The 20,340-nt window shown below is 66.2% G+C and carries 18 protein-coding genes and 2 pseudogenes; 5 read left to right on the forward strand and 15 right to left on the reverse strand.

Annotated features, from left to right (window positions below; genetic code table 11):
- Both AB4Z09_RS26650 and AB4Z09_RS26655 read right to left on the reverse strand, forming a co-directional pair.
- On the reverse strand, positions 1 to 456 hold a 456-nt coding region (locus AB4Z09_RS26650), incomplete at its 3' end, for a hypothetical protein (protein ID WP_442241101.1).
- Positions 457 to 602: 146 nt separating this feature from the next.
- Positions 603 to 803, reverse strand: coding sequence for a hypothetical protein (locus AB4Z09_RS26655; RefSeq protein ID WP_442241102.1), 201 nt, complete (start codon positions 801 to 803; stop codon positions 603 to 605).
- An 809-nt stretch (positions 804 to 1,612) separates the two neighbouring features.
- On the opposite strand from AB4Z09_RS26655, the gene AB4Z09_RS26660 reads away from it, so the two are divergent.
- Positions 1,613 to 2,053 carry an aldolase/citrate lyase family protein gene (locus AB4Z09_RS26660; RefSeq protein WP_442241117.1) on the forward strand — a complete coding sequence of 147 codons (441 nt, stop codon included), beginning with the start codon at positions 1,613 to 1,615 and terminating at the stop codon, positions 2,051 to 2,053.
- Between the two features lie 99 nt (positions 2,054 to 2,152).
- Here the strand turns inward: AB4Z09_RS26660 and AB4Z09_RS26665 are convergent, their stop codons facing one another.
- The 5 genes and pseudogenes from AB4Z09_RS26665 to AB4Z09_RS26685 form a co-directional block, all read right to left on the reverse strand.
- Positions 2,153 to 2,392 carry a helix-turn-helix domain-containing protein gene (locus AB4Z09_RS26665; RefSeq protein WP_442241103.1) on the reverse strand — a complete coding sequence of 80 codons (240 nt, stop codon included), beginning with the start codon at positions 2,390 to 2,392 and terminating at the stop codon, positions 2,153 to 2,155.
- Positions 2,393 to 2,689: 297 nt separating this feature from the next.
- Positions 2,690 to 2,788: pseudogene (locus tag AB4Z09_RS26670) on the reverse strand (hypothetical protein); the annotation flags it as partial.
- A gap of 277 nt (positions 2,789 to 3,065) precedes the next feature.
- Positions 3,066 to 4,529, reverse strand: coding sequence for a hypothetical protein (locus tag AB4Z09_RS26675; RefSeq protein WP_442241104.1), 1,464 nt, complete (start codon positions 4,527 to 4,529; stop codon positions 3,066 to 3,068).
- A 351-nt stretch (positions 4,530 to 4,880) separates the two neighbouring features.
- The gene (locus AB4Z09_RS26680) at positions 4,881 to 5,195 is read right to left on the reverse strand and encodes a hypothetical protein (protein WP_442241105.1); all 315 of its coding nucleotides are present in this window, start codon (positions 5,193 to 5,195) and stop codon (positions 4,881 to 4,883) included.
- Complete coding sequence (locus AB4Z09_RS26685) at positions 5,192 to 5,389, reverse strand: hypothetical protein (protein WP_442241106.1); 198 nt, start codon at positions 5,387 to 5,389, stop codon at positions 5,192 to 5,194. Before AB4Z09_RS26685 ends, AB4Z09_RS26680 begins: the two co-directional genes overlap by 4 nt.
- An 801-nt stretch (positions 5,390 to 6,190) precedes the next feature.
- Here AB4Z09_RS26685 and AB4Z09_RS26690 point away from each other — a divergent pair.
- The 3 genes from AB4Z09_RS26690 (at position 6,191) to fabG (ending at position 8,667) form a co-directional block, all read left to right on the forward strand.
- Positions 6,191 to 6,637 carry a helix-turn-helix domain-containing protein gene (locus tag AB4Z09_RS26690; protein WP_442241107.1) on the forward strand — a complete coding sequence of 149 codons (447 nt, stop codon included), beginning with the start codon at positions 6,191 to 6,193 and terminating at the stop codon, positions 6,635 to 6,637.
- Between the two features lie 652 nt (positions 6,638 to 7,289).
- A complete protein-coding gene (locus AB4Z09_RS26695; RefSeq protein WP_442241108.1) occupies positions 7,290 to 7,916 on the forward strand; it encodes a hypothetical protein in 627 nt (208 codons plus the stop codon).
- 52 nt (positions 7,917 to 7,968) lie between these two features.
- Entirely contained in the window at positions 7,969 to 8,667 is a 699-nt protein-coding gene (gene fabG / locus AB4Z09_RS26700; RefSeq protein ID WP_442241109.1) for a 3-oxoacyl-ACP reductase FabG, read from the forward strand.
- A 195-nt stretch (positions 8,668 to 8,862) separates the two neighbouring features.
- Here the strand turns inward: fabG and AB4Z09_RS26705 are convergent, their stop codons facing one another.
- From AB4Z09_RS26705 to AB4Z09_RS26740, 8 genes are all read right to left on the reverse strand, one after another.
- Positions 8,863 to 9,459, reverse strand: coding sequence for a hypothetical protein (locus AB4Z09_RS26705; RefSeq protein WP_442241110.1), 597 nt, complete (start codon positions 9,457 to 9,459; stop codon positions 8,863 to 8,865).
- Positions 9,460 to 9,472: 13 nt separating this feature from the next.
- A complete protein-coding gene (locus AB4Z09_RS26710; protein ID WP_442241111.1) occupies positions 9,473 to 10,060 on the reverse strand; it encodes a hypothetical protein in 588 nt (195 codons plus the stop codon).
- A gap of 231 nt (positions 10,061 to 10,291) precedes the next feature.
- The gene (locus AB4Z09_RS26715; protein ID WP_442241112.1) at positions 10,292 to 11,890 is read right to left on the reverse strand and encodes a peptidoglycan DD-metalloendopeptidase family protein; all 1,599 of its coding nucleotides are present in this window, start codon (positions 11,888 to 11,890) and stop codon (positions 10,292 to 10,294) included.
- The gene (locus AB4Z09_RS26720) at positions 11,887 to 12,732 is read right to left on the reverse strand and encodes a hypothetical protein (RefSeq protein ID WP_442241113.1); all 846 of its coding nucleotides are present in this window, start codon (positions 12,730 to 12,732) and stop codon (positions 11,887 to 11,889) included. The genes AB4Z09_RS26715 and AB4Z09_RS26720 overlap by 4 nt, the downstream gene beginning before the upstream one ends.
- Positions 12,732 to 14,750 (reverse strand): hypothetical protein, encoded by a 2,019-nt coding sequence (locus AB4Z09_RS26725; RefSeq protein ID WP_442241118.1) that lies wholly within the window; start codon positions 14,748 to 14,750, stop codon positions 12,732 to 12,734. Before AB4Z09_RS26725 ends, AB4Z09_RS26720 begins: the two co-directional genes overlap by 1 nt.
- A 143-nt stretch (positions 14,751 to 14,893) precedes the next feature.
- Complete coding sequence (locus AB4Z09_RS26730) at positions 14,894 to 17,941, reverse strand: ATP-binding protein (protein WP_442241114.1); 3,048 nt, start codon at positions 17,939 to 17,941, stop codon at positions 14,894 to 14,896.
- Positions 17,938 to 18,324 (reverse strand): hypothetical protein, encoded by a 387-nt coding sequence (locus tag AB4Z09_RS26735; protein WP_442241115.1) that lies wholly within the window; start codon positions 18,322 to 18,324, stop codon positions 17,938 to 17,940. The genes AB4Z09_RS26730 and AB4Z09_RS26735 overlap by 4 nt, the downstream gene beginning before the upstream one ends.
- A 45-nt stretch (positions 18,325 to 18,369) precedes the next feature.
- Positions 18,370 to 18,675 carry a hypothetical protein gene (locus AB4Z09_RS26740; RefSeq protein WP_442241116.1) on the reverse strand — a complete coding sequence of 102 codons (306 nt, stop codon included), beginning with the start codon at positions 18,673 to 18,675 and terminating at the stop codon, positions 18,370 to 18,372.
- A gap of 1,434 nt (positions 18,676 to 20,109) precedes the next feature.
- Between AB4Z09_RS26740 and AB4Z09_RS26745 the strand changes: the two are divergent.
- Positions 20,110 to 20,340, forward strand: a pseudogene (locus AB4Z09_RS26745) (AAA family ATPase); the annotation flags it as partial.

The following is a 20,340-nucleotide window of genomic DNA, read 5'->3' on the forward strand; positions in this document are numbered from 1 at the left end:
CTTCAGCATCCTGCCCACCCCGAAGTACCCCACCTCGGATACGTGAACAGGGGCTGATCCTCTCGCGGAGAGCACCAAGAAGAGGAGAGCGCCCAGCGCGGTGGAGCCCCACGCGATGATCGAGGCGAAGAGAGGGGCCTTGTCCACCTCTGCACTTTGAGTCATGCAGTAGATCGTCGGTCCGAGCATGGTGAAGAAGAGGGACGCGGCGAGATTCCTCGATCTGGTGATCGGGTGTTCAGGGATCAGGATTCCTGGGATGCCCTCGGTCGAGTCGATTCTCCTGGTCTCTGGATCCAATCGGGTGAGACGGATTCGGGGAGAGAGGGACTGAGGTCTGAGTGGCCTGCATGCCAGCACTACGGAAATGCCCATGAACCCGAAGAAGAGGAACGGGCCGATACCGTAGATGCTCCCCATCGCTATCGGGAGCATGATTGCAAGCGCTCCGGACATGACCACACCGATTGCCGCGAACCAGAGTGGGTAGTCACGACGGTTCCAGCGCCGGGGCCATTTGGCTGAGCTCTCGACTCGGGGCTTCACGATGCAGCCTTTCGTAGATGGTGTTGCCGGTCAGGCCTTTTGGCCTTCGATTGACACTATCCTCCGAGGCCGGCGTCCAGAGCTGCGTCGATGGCTGCCTCGATGTGGTCGTCCTCGGTGTGGAAGAACGTCGGCATCGTCTCGCCCGTCGCAGCGAGGGCCACGAGCAGTTCAGTCAGCCTCAAATCCGGGTTCTGGTGCCAGGTCTGGCCCAGCTTGCGCAGGATCGGGTCGATCCTCCCCGGATCGCGCATCATGCCCTCCCCGTCGTGCGGGCCCGCTCAGGGCGTCGTCCTGTCTATTAGGAGCGTGGCCGGTAGCCTTCTGTCCAGCGGATATCTGATCGGGAGGGCAGTCGTGGGTGAATGTGTCGGAGTCCAAGCCTCGGCCTGGACAGGCTCTTGTCGCACAACGACCCAAGTGGGACCACTCCGGATACCGCCTCGAAGCCGAACGATGAAGCGGGTCAGACAGAAGTCCCTGGACACAGGTATCCCGGTCAACGCCTTCATCGAGGAATGTCTGCGGGAGTGGGTCGAGGATGAGCCAATTCGGGACGTCAAACCTGGTCGACGGCGGTGCCTCGAGCCCGTCGACAAGTTCGGAAAGTTCAGATCGAAGGCCTGATTGAATCCCTGCTGTGTCTGTATACTTGCAGTTCAGCCCATAATCACCAATTACCAATAACCAACAGGAATCTAGTTCGGTTCCTGCGAAGGTTCTCTCCATCAACGCGGCGTGCCGATGCGTCGACCGACGAGAGGACCAGACATGGCTGGCAAGAAGAGCAAGAGGAAGTCGCGGAAGACCGACGGAGGCAGACCAATCTGCGGCGAGCAGCAGACCCTCGCAAAACCCTGGATCAGGCAGCGTTTGAGGAGCTTGTCCGTGAACAGGCGAAGACGGTAGCCAACGCACGGATGATGACTCGCTACTGGTCTGGAATCGAAGGGGTTCCCACCGCCTCGGAGGCGGCCCTTGAGGATGAGATCTCCAGCTCCCCAGTGCAACTGGACTCTCCGGCGAGCCACATTCTTCGCTGCTGCCCGGTCTGCCGATCGTGCCGATGATCGAGGCGGCGCGTGCCCTCACCAGAACCGTCGAGATCGCCGACGCGGTGCCGGCGGTCCGATTGGCGTTCGGCGTGGGCGACTTCCGGCACGATACCGGGATGGCGAACACGGCGGTCGCACTCACCCACGCACGGTCACAGCTGGTGGTCGCGTGCCGCGCGGCCGGGCTCCCCGGGCCGATCGACGGACCCAGCGCCCAGGCTGATTCGGTGCGCACCGACACCCTGTTCGCCGCCGAACTCGGCATGGTTGGCAAGCTCGCAGTGCTCCCGGCCGACGCCGCGACAATCAACCACGCGCTGACCCCGTCGATCGACGACATCGCGGCGGCCACTGCGATGATCGACCGACTCGGCAACCTCGGCGAACGCGTCGTCTCCGGTGCCGACGTGCCACGCCTCGCCAGCGCGAAGGCGGTGCTCCGCCGCGCCTGACAGTTCGGAGTACTTGCACCGGAATAAGCCGCCGTCGTCAGTCCTCGGCCGTCATCAGCGCGTGGCGGAAGGCGTAGCGAATCGCGTGCCCCGAACTCGCTACTGGGCCTTCGCCAAAAGGTTGTTGATGTGCGTATTGACGGCGACTTCCCCGATGAACAGGCGCGCCGCGATCTCTCGGTTTGTGAGTGCCTGAGCAATTAGGACGAGGACCTCGCGCTCGCGCGGCGTCAGTCCGGCGGGCTTCGGCCCGGACGCTGCCGGAGCCGGTGTGCTTCGCTGACCGGCGGCCGCGGCAGCAGAAGCAACCAGGCGCCGCTGGAGAGCGGGGTCGAGCACCACCTGACCGGAAGGAGGTCGGGACGGCGTGGGTGATCTCGTCCATACCCGCGTCCTTGGTCAGGTAGCCCCTCCGCCCCGCCCTGTCAGCGGCGCGGGTCAGGATCGTGAAATCTTCCACGAGGCCAGGCATCGTCGCGGCCGCATCGCGGGCGGCCGCCTGGTCATCGGTCACAACCAACTGCACCGGTACGGCCGTCTCCTGGGATCCTCACCTGCACTCGCACGTTTGCGCGGGTAGGGCTCCGCGACCGCGGAGACCTGGCGTCGGCTGGCTCGCCTTCCTCCGCGGACTGGTTGGGCGTGAACAGATTCCGCGTGGATCTGGTGATAGAGGGAGTGCAGCAGGGTGCGCACCCACGGGCACGACGACGTTGGGGTGACGGCCATCAGGTTGCAGTTAGGCATGGCTCGTCGGACCACGGTGCTGCCGGCAGCGCCGATGATCGGGTTCCGCCCGCTCACCTCCACATCGGGGCAGATGCCGACCCCTGTGCACGTCTCTCCGGCCCGCCGGCGGCTACTCGCCGGGGTTCCGAGAAGCGCTCTTTGCAGCTTCATCGTGATCGGACGGCGGATCCGTTCGCGGTTGCACTGCCGGGTTACCGGGGGCCTGAGTACCTCCGCGTCTGAGACGTTCAGAGCTGGCTACTGACTCTTCCCGTGGAACGGCTCATGCGGTGAGATCTGGGACTTTACGGGCAGTTAGAGCACAGGTGAGCTGTGCGCGTATGGCCTTGCGGTGTTCGGCTGATGCTGGGGGAGCCTGGGTGGTTTGGGCTGCGGCGACCACGGTGCGTCTTGCGCGGATGAGGCGGTGGGCGGTTGCGGTGGGGGTTTCTCGGGGTAGTTGACGGCCTTGGGTCTTCCGTTCGGTGGGGGAGGGGCCGGACCAGTCGAGTTGGGTGAGTCGCCATGCCACTAGTCGTAGCGGCGATTTCATTGAGTCGGTGGTTGGCCAGGTCCAGCCTCGGGTGGTGCCGTCGAGTGTGAGGGCTGCGGCGATGTCGATTCCTGTCCAGCGGTCGGTGTCGATCCCGGCCTCGTGCAGGAGGTCGGAGATGGAGCCGATGTGTCCGCGGCGTCGGCCGGTAAGATCGTCGACACCGACGATGCTGCGCAGGGCGGGGATTCGTGTGACCAGTTCGGCGGCTGCTCGTTGGAGGTTGAGGGGCCTTATCGAGGTGCTGGTTGTGGGATTCTTGTTGCCCGCGCGCCTGCGCGTTAGGTGATCTTTCCTGACGGAAAGATTCAGAAGAGATGAACCACAGAGGGATTGGGGTGCGGAGCCTTCGTAGCTGGGGGTTGTCGTGAGTGTGGGCTGGTTCGCGGATGTGATGTGGGGGGAGCGTGGCTTTTGATTGCGTCGGCGACGTTGCGGGCGTGGCCTTCTTCTCGGCTCGGGCATCGCCTGGATCGCCCATGGGGGTGCGGAGAGCGCCCACACGCTGGCTGCGCCGATCTGCGGCCGCGTGGGGGCTTGTCCGTGGGTCTGCTCGTAGTGGCGGGCAGCGGCCTCGCGTTCGATCCCGTTGAGCTTTTTGCCGCGGGCTTGTTCGACTCCGAGTTCGAGTGCTTTGAGTGTTCGTCTGCACCGTTTGATTTGGTCGATGGACAGTCCGGACCGGTTGATGAGGGTGGCGATGCTGGCGGCGACCCGTCGGCCGGTGGCCGATTCGGCGAAGTGGGCGTGTACGACGCAGCCTCGAATGAATGTGTCGGCGGCGATTCCGTTGTGTTTGAGGGCCGCTCGGCCGCGGTCGGTGTGGGTGGCGACCCACTCGCAGAGTGAGAGCCAGTAGGTGCGGCTGCGCCAGGTCAGGATGTGGGTGGAGGCGCCCGGCGCGATCGGCAACGAGAAGGCCTTGGAGCCGGCAGGTTGGGCCTCGAGTAGTTCGGTGATCGTCACTTCGGCCGCATGGGCTGCGTGTTGGTCGTGCGCTTGCTGTTCGGCGGCTTCGAGCTTGGCGACGGATGCGACAGCAGTAGCGACGATCGCCCTCCATTCGCCGTCTGTGAATGGTTGAGGGAGCCCGGAGGCGGTTGTATTGACCTCGGGCGACGCGCCGGAGAAAGCGAAAGTTTGAACAGTTGAGCTGTTTTCAGGGTGTGCGTTACCCTGAGACGTACCTGGCACGGTAAGTCCCTTCGGGGATAAGCAGTAAAGAGTCCGGAAGCGCCAACTTCTCGGGTCTCGCTCAGAGAGTGATCGCCGCCAAGCGATACCTTTCAGACCAGGAACGGACCTGCCAGTCCTTTCCGTGGAACTTCTGATGAGAACGACCCCCACCTGGGGGTTTTTCTCATTTCTGAGCTACTGCGCTGTGAAATTAGGTCGCGTTGTCTCTCTCGTGATTACTCAGCCAAAGCTGTCTCTCCTGTCTCGTGGAACCCAATTCAGCACCCAAATCCGATCGCGCTCAGACCTCCCCATCAGGGAGGCACACACGGCCGATCGCCTACTGGGTGGAGGACGTGGGACGGGCCGTCACGCGGGACGGGCGCGCGGCCCCATCAGAAGAACCATCGATTTCGCGAACGCTGCGACCTGGTCGATCTGTTCGACCGAGGCCGTTCCCGGATCGGAAGCGACGAGATCGACGGTGTCGGCGAACACCGCATAACCGCCGCCGACGGCAGGACGAGCAGGGGAGAGGACCAGAGGGCCATACGCCTCGACGAGTTCGGCCAGATCCATGACAGCCGGGGCCGCGTCGCCACGAACAAGACGAGCGCGCAGCGTGCTACCGGTTGCAAAAAGGACCCAGTGGCGGCCATCGCGATCGCACGCGATCGGCTTCATGCGGCCCTCCTGGGCTTGCGGCGTCCGCGGGCGACCGCGTACGCGTCAACCTCGTCCGCTGTGATCTCTCGGCCAGTCACAGTGAACAGTCGGCCGGCCATGACCTGCTCGCGGACCTTCTCGCCAGCAGCGAGTCTGCCGGCCAGGCGTGCCTCGCACTGCGCGAGCAGCGGGCACACCGAGCACGCCGACATCGCTCGCCTCCACGGCGCGGCCTCTTTCCCCCTCACGGTCCACCCCACACCCTTACCTGCGCACAAGCCTTGACCCGCTCGGGGCTGCGTCACAGGCGCCTTGCCGCGGGACTCGAGCTCGGCTGCAATGCGGCGCGCCGCCGGGCATGTGAGCACCTGACCGGAGTAGACGAATCCGCACCGCGGGCATCGACCTCGACCAGTGTGCTCGAGCGCCATCGCGCGGAGACGGTTGGTCGTATACCGGCCGAGAGGTGACCTCGCCGTCCCCGTCCGGGCGTCTCCGGCGGACAACTCGCGGAGAACGCCAGCGACCGCCGGACACAAGGGGAGCGTTGAGGTGTAGCCGAAACCACACGCCGTGCATGACGCACCGTCAGGACTCGGACGATGTGTGGACAGGACGACTCGGAGTGCTTCATCGGCGATTCGATCGAGGCCGTCGACTTTGGTCCGGCCGGCATCGGATCTGGTAGTCGCTAGGCGTACGGCGCCTGCGCCATCTAACGTGTTCACTTGCAGGTCCTCATATATCTGCAACAGAGATCGGCGGGCGACTACCCGCGGATCTCCTGGCTTGTCCGGCTGCGCTAACAGTCGGCTGGCTTGACGGTCCCCTGGCTGCGCTAACAGCCGGGGGACCGCTCACATCTAGTCACTTCAGACACCATGCATCGTGTGCTCCCGAGCCTCAGTCTCACGTACAAAACTAAATTTCATCCTTAAGTTACGTGCGCATGTTAATCGTGGGAGTGCATGGTGTCTAGCGGATCTGTAGACGGGGCGATGAAGAGGGTGAGTGTGAGTCGACGTGTGCTGCGCGGCTTCGATCCCGAGCGCTTGATCGAGTTCCGTAACTCTCGTGGGCTCAGTCGTCCCGATCTCGGCCGAATGTCTGACGTCTCGTTGCAGACCATCCACAAGTGGGAGTCCGGCAGTCAGTCGCCGCAAATAGACATCCTCATGCGGGTTGTCCGCGCCCTCGGTGTCGAGGTGTCCGACCTCGTCGCCGTCAGTCCTGCGGATCGCTATCCGGGGGATTGGCGCGTGCTTCTGGGGCTGACGCAGCCGGAACTCGGTGCCAAGGCCGGGATCAGTACTTCGATGGTTGGAGCCATCGAACGAGGGGACGCCCGTCTCACGGACAACTTCGCGCGGAAGCTCGCAGCGGCATTGGAGATTCCCGAGAGCGAACTTCGGGCCAGCTATGAGCGTGTGCGTAACCGCCCGCCGGGAACCCCTGCGTAGCTCTCGGACCACACTCGGGTCACAGGAATGGAATCTCCAGCGTTGCTGGGTATGAGTGTTCATCAAGCCGGTCCCTGTTCCTGAAAAGCCGAAAGCAGGCCTCACGATTTTCGTGGGCCTTCCTGCTTCCGGCCGGGAATCGCTCACCGACCAGCGCGTTTACGTACGGGGGAGTACCCCGAGACGAGGCAAAAATTACTCCTGGCTAACGACTTTTTGCAAGTCGACCACGCACCATAAATGAAACATCAAGTACCAACCGGTCTCTAACAGGGCTACGAAAATAGTGATATGGCGCTCGCATAGGCTCCCCGGAATGACTATCCAAGGAATGTGGCTTGCCGTCGACATAATCGGCACCCGACTTGGGGGAGATGTATTCATCCATTCAGCAGCGGAGGCTCGGGTCGCCAAGACGCTGCGGCGGTGTGCAAACGCACTCGGACTCGACAAGCGGGGTGAGGCCGTCGTTCGGGCAGTCATCCAGGCTGCTCTCGACGGCCGTGAGATCCCTAGCGTCGAGGGCCTATTCGTAGAAACTCGCCAGGTCGACGCATCGGACGGGACGCCTGTGGGCCTCATCGTTTGGGTTGGAGCCCAACCCCCGACACCACGGCCCGTCTACAACGGGTGGGTGCTTGACATGCAGGCCATGACAACGCGAACCAGCGGCGACAACGTCGACCTGTACGGGGACGTCCGCGAGGCCGACGAAGAACGCCACGTCATGTACCTGTTCACCTACCTCAACCCGGAGGACGTCTGGAGCCTCGTCGGCGGCTACTACGACGCACTCACCGGCGACCACGGCGATCTCGTCGAGAGCTACTGGAGTTTGCAGCCCGGCGGTGAATGGGTGCACTTCTGGTCGAGCTGTCGCCTGCACCTCGCCGACGGCGGCGCTACGCGCATCCTCCACGGCCTCACGTTGCAGCTCGAGGACCGCAAGTTCGAATCGAACATCGCCTCGTTGATCCGCTACAGCAACGCCACGCTGCTGCTCGTCGAGGCGAGCCACAAGATTCCACTCACCACTGTCGGCCGGCACGCACCGCTGGGAGAAGACCGTGTCTCCCAAGTGCTTTCCCAAGTCGATCTAGCCGCGCTGGCCGATCCAGAGGCCCCGCGAGACGCGGAGCAGAAGCTCGAAATCGACGGCGTGCGGTTCGTCGCATCCACGTTCGCGCTGCACTCCTCCCGGGAGAAGCACGGTGACCCCGTCGCGATCGTTCTACTCGTCGAAGAAGATGCCGTAGTGGCCGACAACGCTGCTAGCTGATCCATACACCGTTCTAAGCCCTTACTCGCAAGACCAATTGGAGGTTCTACTCGTGCGTGTTCTCGTGACCGGAGCAAATCGCGGAATCGGCGCTGCAATCGCCAGCCAGCTCGTCAAGGAAGGACACACCGTCTGGGGGACCCACCGCGGCTCCTCCGTCCCGGAAGGCGTCAACGGCATCGAGTGCGACGTCACCGACGATGCCTCCGTCGACGCCGCGTTCAAGCACATCGAGACTGAGGACGGCCCGATCGAAGGTGTCGTCGCGAACGCGGGCATCACGGACGACACGCTCCTCATGCGCATGGACACCGAGAAGTTCTCGCGCGTCATCGACACCAACCTCACCGGCGTCTTCCGCATCGTCCAGCGCTCCAGCCGTGGCATGCTCAAGGCCCGTGCCGGCCGCATCGTGCTCATCGGATCGGCCAGCGGAATGTCCGGCGCCGCCGGACAGGTCAACTATGCAGCAGCCAAGGCAGGCGTGATCGGCATGGCACGCTCCGTCGCGCGCGAACTCGGCTCCCGCTCGATCACCTGCAACGTCATCGCCCCCGGCTTCACCGAGACCGACATGACGGATGCACTCGGCGAGAAGAACATCGAACTCGCCAAGTCCCACATCCCGCTCGGCCGCTTCGGCAAGCCCGAGGAGATCGCAGCCACCGCAGCCTTCCTCCTGAGCCCCGGCGCCGCCTACATCACCGGCACCGTCATCAACGTCGACGGCGGAATCGGCATGGGACACTGATGGATCGAAAAGGGCTGTCTAGCAGGTAAAACGACACGTCCCACAGATTCCGAAGAAGAAGGCCGGCCCAGCACTCGCCCCGTTCGCATCGAACGGTGGAGAGTATGCCGGGCCGGCCTTCTTCGTTCCCTGCCCTGAGGGCTTCATCGCACGACCATTAGGGCTGTGACCAGTGAAGACGACACGTCTCCTGGCTTACCGGGGGCCGCGCAGCTCGGCGTAGGCAGCCTGGGCCTTGGGCAGAGCGGCGGGGTACTCGGTAGCCGCGGTCTCGCCCTTCTTGTAGAAGTGCTCTTTCTCGTTGTAGCCGCGGGGATCTGCGTGTTGGACGGCCAGGGCGTATGCGGCCGGATCGTCAGCGCTGACGGTGACGGTGGCGGCGTTGTCCATGAACGTGTTGGTGGCGGCCCTGACGACCTCTGCAGAGTCGGCAGGGAGGTTGTAGGAGAGTCGCCAGCCGAAGATATCGCGGATGTCCGTCGCCGGAGGAGCCATCCGATTTCCCGACGACCATCCCGTTTCTGCCTCGGCCGCGAGGAGGGCTGCGAGGGCCTGTTCGGGTGTGCCGCCACGCTGCTCGACGGTCTCGACGATCGTGGTCGCGTTGTCACGCTCGATCTTGACGCCGAGTTCGCTGATGGAATCGGTGCCGAACGGAGACACCGTCGTCCTGGGCGCGGAGGTCGTGTCGGGGATCAGTGCGGCGGTGGGTTCGTCGTCGCTGCTGCACGCGGTCTGCCCGAAAGCGAGCGCGGCAGTGATCAGGGCTGCGGCGATGCTCTTGCGGTTCATGGGTCCTCCGTGGTCAGGAGCGGATGTCGTCGATGAGCCAGCGGTYGCCTTGTCGGACGACGGTGACCCACACGTTGGTGTCAGGTTTGACCGTATCGGTGCTGCTGCCGGCGATCGCGGTCTGCTTGATGGCGGCCACGCGCTGGACGACGGTGTCGGTGTCCTCGGGGCAGCCGGAGCATCCGATGCTGACGTCGGCGATGACCTTGGCCTGCTCCTGGGCCCACTGGGCCCATTGCACGCTCGGGCCGCGTTCGGTGGTGGCGTCGATGATCATGCGGTCGGCGAGCTTGTCGGTCAGCCAGTTTCGGGCCCGCCCGTAGGCGTCGTTCTGGGTGGCGTCGGTGGCCGGGTACCAGGTGAATGCCACGGTCAGCCCCTGTCGGGCGGCCTCCTCGGCGGCGCGGGACGCGGCCGGGGGATCGGTCGTCTCGACATCGGCCGGTGGCGCGGCCCTGGCGGTGGTTGTCGTGGCTGAGGTTGTCGGCTGCTCAGCGGCAGCCGGCTCGTCTTCGACCCGGTATGCGGCGAAGTTCGCCCAGGCCAGGAACCCGATTGTGGCGATGATGATCGCCGCCATGATGAGCTTGCTCGCCCTCACCTGAATATCCTTCCCGTGCCCCAATTTTGGGCGTTGACCAGGATAGGCGGCACGGCCCCCAAGCTCCGAATGGGTGGTCCGGAGTGGGCGGCTGTTGCGGCATCGACCGGGAGTCGGAGTGGGGTGTCTCTGCGCTGGCGTCGACGGGATGACCGACAAGGCCAGGGCGCGAGGATGATTCCCCGCGCCCGCCCACTAAACATGTCATGACCCGCATAGATGACACGTCCCCTACATCACCCGACGGGCCTTCATCCCGGCCTGGAGTGKGGCTTCCTTGACGACGTCACCGGTGGTCGGAGCGTGGACCATCTGGCCGCCACCGGAGTAAATGCCCACGTGGCCAGGACCATTCGGTCCCCAGCCGCCGAAGACGAGGTCACCGGGCTGGGCCTGGTCGATCGGGATCTCGACTCCGACGCCCCACTGCTGTTCGGAGGTGCGGGGGAGTGCGACCTTGCCGGCGCTCGCCGCGTGCACGGCGTAGCTGGTCAGGCCGGAGCAGTCGAACCCTCCTCCGGAGGGCCCGCCAATGCCGCCGCCGCTCCAGACGTACGGGGTTCCGAGGTATTCGCGTGCGGCTGTGACGACTTGGCCGCTGTCGCCCGCTGCGTTCGGGATGAACCGGCCGCGGGAGTTCGGGTTCGTGAACTTCGCGCGGGCCTGCATGATCGTCGGGACGTAGTGCTCGGTCTGCGCGTAGGGCGGGATGCCGCCCCATTGCTGCACGGCGCCTGGGCCGGCGTTATATGCCGCGAGGGTCAGCTCGAGCGGATCTCCCTTGGCCTGGCCGTTCGCGATGTAGCCGGAGACATCCTGGTAGAGCGCGCACATGAAATGCGCCTGCGACATCACCGCGTCGCCGATCGAGTTCACGTCGACCTTGCCGTCGCCGTCGTAGTCCTTGCCCCAGGTGGCCCAGGTGGCGGGCATGAACTGTGCCGGCCCGCCCGCGCCGGTCTTCGAGACAGGCGCGTCCTTGCCGTGGCGGAATCCGTTCTCCTGCTGGAGCTGCGCTGCCAGGAGCGGGGAGTCGATCTCCGGGCAGACTCCGCCGGCTCGTCTGATCCACGGCTCGAACTCGGCCGGCACGATTCCGAACGCCAGCTCGCCGCCGCCGGCCATCCCGAAGCCGGAGCAGTCGGCAGTCGACTTGGTTGCGGCGACGAGCTGGATGTTGCTGCTGGTCGGGTCGACGAAGCCACCGCCGTTGCCGCCTTGCTTGGGGATGCCGGGGAGCAGCGTGACGGGGTCGATGGCGGTGCCGCCCTGCATCCGGCCACCTTCCCAGTATTCGAAATGCAGGTGCGGGCCCGTCGATCCGCCGGCGTTGCCGATGTCGGCGATGTGGTCACCGGCCTTGACCTGCTGCCCTGGCTTGACGTGGATGCCGTTGGCGAACATGTGGCCGTAGACGGTGCTCACGGGTTTGCCGTCGACGTTCGAGTCGATGACCACCCAGTTCTCGAATCCGACGCCCGGCCCTTCCCCGGAGTCCCCCGCCTTGACGACATTGCCGTCGAGCGCGGCGAGGATCTTCGTGCCGACCGGACCGGCGAGGTCAGCCCCCTGGTGCTGGGCGCCCCAGCGCTCCCCGAATCCGGAGGTGAACGACGTAGTCCCGGGCTCGACCGGCATCCGGATCGGCCCGGACGCCGTCAGCTGAAGGTCATCAGCAATCGAACTCGATGCCTTGCTGTCGTTACCGGGGACGTTGCGGCACGGGTCCTTCGGGATGACCGGCACACCCATCGAACATGCCGAGGTCGTGATGACGATCGCGGCGGCGCCGGCCAGCAGCAGCGCCCGACGGGCGCCGCCGCTGATCACCGTGCCCCCGGCAGCGGCGTATCGAGATCGGGAATCGGAATCGGACCGGGAACCGGCGTCGGATTCGAGCTGCTGCCCGGCTTGACGGGGGTATCCATCGGCTCGTCGAGGTCGAACGTCGAGCCCTCTGTGGTCGACGGAGCAGCGGTGGAGGTCCGCGGCGCCGATGAGGTCTCCGGTGCCGCAGTGGTGGTCGACGACGGGGCTGTGGTGCGCGGTGCTGCCGTCGACGTCGGCGGGGCGAGCTTGTCGACCTCGGTCAGATCCAGAGTGGGCAGGGGAGTGCCGACCACCCAGCGCTTACCTCCCGCGACGTCCTCCACCGTGAGGGAGACCTGCATGTCCCCGGCCTGCGTCGGGACGGTCGCCTTCGCGGTCTTGCCGCCCGGGCCATCGGTGAGGGTGCTGACCGTCGGGCCCGTGATGACGACAACGTTCCGCGGACGTGCGGCGATGACGGTCTCGCCCGGCTTGCTGACGGTGAAGCGGCCGATCGCGGAGGCCCACTTGTTGTCCGAGGCGGTGGTGTCGACGAACGCGTGCGCGTAGGCCATCGCGGTGGCCGGCGCGCTCGATGCAGCCCAGGCCGCGGTCTTCGCGACGACCAGCGATTCGCTGACCTCGTCGAGGTCGTAGCTGATCGAATCCGCCGCCGTGGCCGGCTCAGCGACGGCGTCAGCCTCGTGCGCGGCCGCCCGGGGCGGCGGCGTCTCCCCGAAGACCGCCCCGGCAGCGAACAGCAACGCCACGACACCGGCCACCGTGATCGCCAGGTGGGTGCGCGAGTAGAGCACCCACCGGCGAATCGGAGCGAGAACGGGATTGGGTCCGGACGACGACATCAGAGGTACCGGTCCTTTCCGTTGGTGCCAGCTGTCACGGCGTTCCACACCCTCGCGTTCTCCGGCGGTTTGATCGCCGACCGGCGCGGCGCCGAGCTGGTGGCCGACTGGCCCCGGCTCGGGGTGTAGACCTTCATCGGCGCGATCGCCGAGCGATCACCGCCGTCCCACCGCTGCCCGACGCTCGCGGACAGCAATTCCTTGCGGGCCCGGCGTTCCTGGACCTTGGCGTCCGCCTCGTCCTGGTCGAACCGCTTCCACGCGACCGCACCGGACCTGATCGCCTGATCGGCGTCCTTGCTGTCGACCCCGCCCTTGCCACGGGCCATGTCCCGGCTGGCCACCGCTGCGATTCCGGCGATACGCGCTTCCCGCTCGGTGGCGGCGTTGGCGGCCTGCCCGATCCGGCCGGCACGCCCGCCGACCTGGGCCTTACGGGCGTCGGCGCGGGACTGCGTGAGGGCCTGCTGTCGCTGGTTGTTGAGCGCGCGGCCTTCGGGCCTGGCCAGCGTCTGCGGACGGTCACCGGCATCTTCACCGCGGCCGCCGAGCTTCTGCGCGGCCTTCACCCCAGCTCCGGCGCCGGGCCCGCCGACTGCGGTTGCCGCGGCGGCGAACGCCTTTCGCTTGATCGCCTGCTTTGCGCCGCGGGCCTTGCGGTTGACCATGCTCGCCGAGTTCTGCGAGAACGTCTGGGACATCCGCTTGAACGGACGCATGATCGCCCAGCACACGACCGTCAGCAGGATCATGAACCACAGCCGCCACGACCCGTCAACCGTGCCGTTGGAGCCGACATACAGCTGCACCAGGGCCATCAGGTAAAGCGCGACGATCACGGCGCCTGCCACGCCCCACATGTACGCGGAGGCGAGCATGCGCATCACCCGGGAGAGCCATCCGCCGTAGGCGATCGCAACGGGAATCCAGACCGGCGCGAACAGCACCGCGAACCGGATCGCCAGCAACGCGGTCAGCTTAAGGATCGAGGCGCCGATCCACAGGAGCGAGGGCATCGCGAGCTTGAGCATGCCCATGAACCCGATCGAGGTGCGGCCGGAATCCTTGCCCTGGAACTGGTGATAGGAGAGCTGGTAGTCCTCCTCGAGCGAGGAGACGATCTTGCGGAACTTGTCGGCCTTCTCCTCGGCGAGCTTCTCCTGAGCCTTCGGGTCGTCCTTGACCTCGTGCTGCTGGTCGTAGGTGAACGCCAACGAATCCCGCAGGTCCGGGCCTAGGCGGGCCTTGTCCTCCGGGTCGTAGTTCTGGCCGAACCAGCCCTTACGCCAGTCGTCGAGGTAAATCTTGTCGATCAACACGTTCCGGGGATCACTCGCGCCGCCGGAGAGCGTGCCCCCGTCGTCGCCGAACTGCACCGAGAAAATCTGATCCTGCGTCTCGGTGATCAGCGACCCGAACGTCTCGTCGGCCACCTCGAGCGCCTTCTGCGGAGCACCGACCATCAGCGCACCGAGCGCCAGACCCGCGGCCGCGAACGCCGTCGTCCGAGTGGCACCGGCCGCATCAGCCTTCAGCGCCTTCCACAGCACGATCGCCGCGACGACCACCAGAGCGATGCCGATCCACTGGCCGTAGATGCTCCGCATGCCCTTGGAGATCGAAAAGACGATCTGATCGAACTTCGCCAGCGCCGGTTCGACACCCGCATCGGCGGCCGCCTGCCCGGTCTTGGTCTGGTCATCGAGCCAGAACGCGGCGGCCGCCATCGACTTGCCGATCGTCATGAACGTGTTGCCCAGCGTGGTGTCACCGACGGCGCCCGGCGCGCGCACCAGGTCCGCGCCGCAACCGAGGTCGTAGGTGTGCCACTTCAGCCCAGCCCAGCCGTAGGTCTGATAGCCCGTCCCGCCACCTGACGCCCGGTCCGCGCTGGTCGAATCGAACGTGGTCTCGAGGACTTCGTTCGGGAACTCCGGCTTCGGCACGTCCTTGCAGTCGAACCCACCAGCGGGAGCGATACCGCTGCCCAGCCCGATCAGCGACACGGCCGCGAGCATCAACACGACCAGAACACGGCCCACGAGCCCCGTACGCCGCCCCAAGCGGTGCGGACGGGAGGAACGGGCCACCGACGCGGCCTGAGGCCGCACAGCGGCGATTCCAGCCCCGCCGGCATCTGCGGCCCGACGCCGCGCGCGGATCATGCCGCACCGCCGCGGGTAGCGCGCGAATCCAGCGCCTCGAACACGTGCGCCAGGTGCACGAAATGGGTCCAGTCCGAGCGGATCAGCTCGATGTCGTCGGCCATCTTCACGATGAACCGGCGGGCCTGGTCCAGGTGCTCGGTGTCGGTGTCCTCGTCGAGGGTGTCCTCCCCGCCGCCACCAAGACCCGCGAGCAGCGACTCGTAGCCCTCACCGGCCGGCAGGTTCAGCAGCTTCAGCGCGCCCTCGATCGCGTGAGCGTTGCCACCGAGATCGCCGATGATGACCTCGTAGGTCAGCGCCGACTTGTCGTCGGTGCCATCGACACCGAGGTAGTCGTCGGGCAACTGGCTGCACACGAGCGCTCGAACCTTGAACTTGCGCGAGTCACGCGCGATCCGCAGGTTCAGGGTGCGGCCGGCGCCGGTCTGCTCGAGGTACTTGTTCTCGTCGAGGAACAGCACTTTGCGCTCGTAGCGGGGCAGTTCGTAGACGAGGCGGTTCGCCATCCACGCGGCCATGTGCATCAGCGGGCCGGCCATGCGCTGCTGCGGCGTCCACTGCGCCGGGTCGGTGCCTTCTGGCGGCAGCTGAAGGCCGGGCATCGTCAGCACCGTCAGGCGCACATTGCGCTCGGCGTCCGGGATGTCCCCAACTGTGCCTTCGCCCGGGAACAGAACTCGGGCTTCGGCGAGCTGCGACATCATCGACAGGTCCTGGTGGATCGAGCGCGCGCAGGAGATGAGATCGGCGTTGGTCTCGTTGTTGCCCTCACCGATTGAGGCGATGGCGGCCAGGACTTCGTTCAGGTTGTGGTTGCGGCCGCCGCCGACCGTGTTCGCCGCCGTCTGGAGCACGGTCTCGGTCCACTGGTGCTCGAGACGTGCGGGGGTGAGCATCATCTTCAGCACCGACACCGCCACCGAGATCCGTTCGGCTTCGGCGGCGCGCAGATCCGCCTCGTACTGCGCCTGCGCCGCAGCGACCGGATCTGCGTCGTCGGCATAGTCCGCGCTCGTCGGGTCGTACTCCGGATCGTCGCGGCGCGGGTCCACGATCACCCGGTACGGGTTGAGCGAACCGGGCCGGGAGGTGCGGCCGGTCAGCGCCTGCACCTCGGCGATGCCGCGGAACTCGGGCAGCTGCGCGAGCTTCTTCAGCGGGCCCGACGGATCGAGCACTACGCCGTACGCACCGGCGCGCACGGCCTGATAGACGAGCACACCGGCGAGGAACGTCTTGCCCGAGCCGGGCACGGCGACGATCGGGGTCAGGCCGGACTTGTGCTTCTTCTCGTGCGCGGCGAACAGATCCCACACGGCCGGGCGCGGTGCGATGGATGCGGTCTGCCCGATCACGACACCGGTGCGGTCACCGATGCGGTCACCGACCGCCGCCATGCCGGCCGAGAGCGCTTCGACGTTCATCCGTCGGCAGTGCGCGATGTTCGCCAGCGGCTCGCCGGGGATGAACTCGCGCAGCAGCTGGTACTGGCCGTGCTCCTGCTCCAGTCGAATACGCGGCGCGTACATCTCCTGCAAGAGCGCGACCTTCTCCTTCGCCTCTTCCGGCGACGAGCCAACGACGAGCACGCGGTACCAGCCCTCGGTGCGCACCGACAGGCCCGAGTGATCCTCTTCGATGTCGGAGATGGCGCGCTGAGCGAGCGCGTGCTGCTCGGCCAACTCCTGCGGCGGCACCTGGTCGTGTTCGACGGTGTAGTGGTCGAACTGCGACTCGATCCGGTCCGTCAGTCGGCGCAGGCTTCGCAGCGTCTGGCCCTTGGTTTTGAGCTTGATGCGCTCGGACCATTCCAGCGGTTCGCCGGACGGGTCTCCGATGACCTGCCACGGCAGCATCTTCTCCGGGATCGGCAGCGGCGCCATGCGTCCGACGGTGAGCGCGATCACGTAGCCGGTGTAGTCCCGGCCGCCGACCTGACCGCGCACGGTCGTGTAGCCGTCGCCGGGCGTGAGTTCCAGGTTCGTCAGGTCTTCGAGCGCAGCGACGTCGGACTCCTCCCAGTCGCCYGCACCGGAGATCACACCGTCGGCGTCGAGCGGCAGCCCGAGCGACGCGGAACGCAGCAGCAGGTAGTCCATCTGCGCCGGGCTCGCGGGCTTGGCGTTCACGCCCTGACCCGAGAGATGCCGCTCGATGGTCGCGAGGTGATCGGCGATCGCCTTCTGCTCGTTCAGGAACGCGTCACGTGCCCACTTGCGCACCAGCTTCGCGAACTTGCCGAGCAGCGGTGTGTCGATGACCGGGACAAGCCACTGACCGAGCGTGTCGAGGCCCTGAGCGAGCATCGAGCGCGGGGGCAGCTCGACGCCCCAGTAGCGGCCCTTCTGGGTGGGGTTGCCCCACAGCATCGCGTGCTGCTGGCCCCGCAGGTAGTCCGCCCACGACAGTGCTCCGGGCACGTCCGGGATCGGGTCGGCCCACGCGTCGTGGTTCTGCGCCCACTGGCGCACCGGCCACGGCGTGCGCACCAAACGGCGGTGCAGTCCCGTCACGCCCGCTTCGGCGAGGTTCGCCACCACCAGGCCCTCGTTCTGGATGTAGCGGCGCTGCTTGCTGACCGGGCGCATGTTCCACGGACCCGGCGGCTGCACGAACCACGCGGTGGACTGCCGGCGCGTGCGGGTGACGTTGCCCTCGACGCCGACCAGCTCCAGGCTCACGGCCTTGCGTTCGCGCTCGCGGCGCTTCTTCGCCGCCTTCGCCTGCCGCGTGAACTCGGCATCGGCGTCGGCCTGCTTGCCGCGCTTATTCTTCCGCCGCTTGCCGGTGCCGGCCGGTTCTTCAATGGCTTCCGGGGCGGGCACGACCGGCGCCGGGGCGACGCTCGCGGGGGCCTGTGACCACGCCAGCTCCTGCGGCGCCACCGGGGCAGGAGCGACCGGTGCGGAGGCGGCCCGATTGGCTGCCATCGCGGCCGCCCACGACGGCGGCAGCGCACCCGGCGGAACGATGGCCGGTTCGGGCTCGTCGAAGTTCGGATCAAACAGTGCGGCGATGTCGTTGTCGGACTGCATGGTCATCGGGAGGACTCACCTTCGATCGGGGCACTGCGGTGCGCGCGGACAGTGGCGGGAATGCGAAGCACGACGGTCTGTCCGGGCTTCGGCGGGCGCGGGGCAGTGAGGTCGTTCCACGCGGCTTTGAACACCGACCGGATCGGGCGATCGGCGTTGACAAACTTCGTCACCCGCGCGGTGAGGACGACGGTGATCGCCGCCATCACGACCAGCGACTTGAACCCGAGCGGGACGTGCACAATCGCGCGGGCGAGGACGAACACAGTCACGAAGATGACGGCGCCGAGTCCGAATGCCGCGTAGCGAAGCCGGAACGGGAAGGTGAGCCCGGTCGGCCCGAGGTAGTGCCGATCCACCCGGTGCAGCATGTCGTCGTTGTCGATCACGGTCGGCTCCGTTTGGTCGTTGGTCGGTGATCAGGCACGGAAGGGTCAGACCTCGATGCCGATGAGGCCGAGTAGGAAGTTGCCGACCCCGGTCGCCGCGGTTTCGCTCTGCGCGATCGAGAACCACGCAAGTCCCACGAGGGACAAGCCGCCGACGGTGACGACCTTCGACAGGTTGCCGCGCATGCCGCCGATGCCGATGACGCACGCGCCGAGAAGCAGGATCGTGAAGATGATGTTGTCGCCGATCCACGCGCGCAGACCGCCGGTCGAGACTTCGGTCGACTGCGCGAGCACATCGACGTTCGGGGTCGTGAGTGCCAGATCGACAACTGCTGACGTGAGGGACATGAGCACGCTCCATCGGTGAGTTCGGACAGTGCACCTGAAAGTGGGTGCGCACGAACGTAAGTAGAATCCGCTTTCTTCCTCAACGGGGTCCCCCCTGTCGCCCGCGCGTTTCCGGCGAGGTCGGCGGCGGTATCGGGTATCGGAAAACTCGTTTCCACACGGCGGCGCACGACGACGCTGCGCGGCGTTCGACAACTGCCCGCAAGAGGAGCGGCAACGACGCTGTGAGCGAGGAGGATTCGCGGCACCAATTCCGGGTCTGCTGGGCCAGCACGCGCGCGCGGGTTTCCGGGCTCTATTCGTCGCCCTATGGGACGTATGGGTGATGGGCTCGCATATGGCCACTATGGGAGCCCAGTTCGAGCGGCCGCGACAGCAGGCGCGAGCGCGCCCCGACGAGCACGTATCTGCGCTTCGTTTCGAGCGGTGCGTGAAGCGACCGTGAACGCGGCTGCGCGCGCGCCGTCAGGAGAGGTGTTTCGAGCCGTGTGTGAAAGGGGTTGCGGCGCGATCCTTGCGCGCCGGCCGAAACAGCGCATTCGGCACGCCTGCCAGAGGCGCCGAGAACAGGGGCGCGGACGGCCGTGGAGAACACGCTCGAACGAGCGGTGAAAAAGGGCGCCGGATTCGGCGGTTGATGTGGGCGGTCGATTCGGGCGCTCGAAAAGGCGCCTCCCGCACCCACCCCCTCCGGGGCACTCCCCCCGGACGAAGTCCTTAGGGGGGAGTGTACATCCAGAAATGCCGCCGCGCCAACGCATTTCGGAACGCCCATTTCAAACGCTATGAGGGGAACTCAACGGCCCGCTCGATCGACCGGGCGACGGCGCCCCGCGCAGACGCCATTTCAGACGCTCACAACACCGCTCCGATCACCGCGTGCCACCGCACGCCCAAGACCCACGATCCCGCGTGATCGAGCGGCCGAAACAGCGTCGGAAACACCGTTCGAGCACGCCCCGTCGAACGGTCCGCACAACGCTCGAAACAGCGCTCGAGCCACGCCGCGGCGAACGGTCCGACAGGCGGTCGAAACAGCGTTCTCGTCACGCCTTGGCCAGCGGTCGTTGCGGCGCTCGAAACGGCGCGTTCGCAACGCCCACGCGAACGGTGCTGAGAGCGTCCGAAACAGCGTTCGCGTAGCGCTCTGTCGAACGGTCCGTGCACCGCTCGCGCAGCGCTCTGACGAACGGTCCGCCTACCGCTCGAAACAGCGTTCGCGCGCCGCCGTCGCGAGCGGTCCATCGAGCGTGCGGAGAGAGCGTGGGTGTACGTCGGAAACGGTGTGTACGAGCGACGTTCGCCATCGCCGTGTTTCGCGCTCGGGGGAGGGGGGACCCAGTTGAGGAAGATCGCGGGTTCCTGCCACTGTTCAAAAGGACGCCTTCACAGGCGGCGTTCGACAGACCTCGATTCGAGTGAAAGGCGTAGGCGGTGAGCGGAAATCAGGACCCACTCAAGGACTGGATCGTTGCGGCGTGGCGCGACATCTTCGGTGACTCGGGTGATGGTCGCCGACAGCAGGTCGGTGAGGATGGCCGGCCGACGCGCATCCGTCGTTTCACCCCGCTGTCGCCGATCGTCGTCGCCGCTGCCGTCGCTCTCTACGCGCCGCGGATCATGTCGGCCGCGGCCGGCAACGAGACGGTCGTCGAGGTGCTGACG

Source organism: Rhodococcus sp. TAF43 (assembly GCF_052113525.1).
Lineage (GTDB): Bacteria > Actinomycetota > Actinomycetes > Mycobacteriales > Mycobacteriaceae > Prescottella.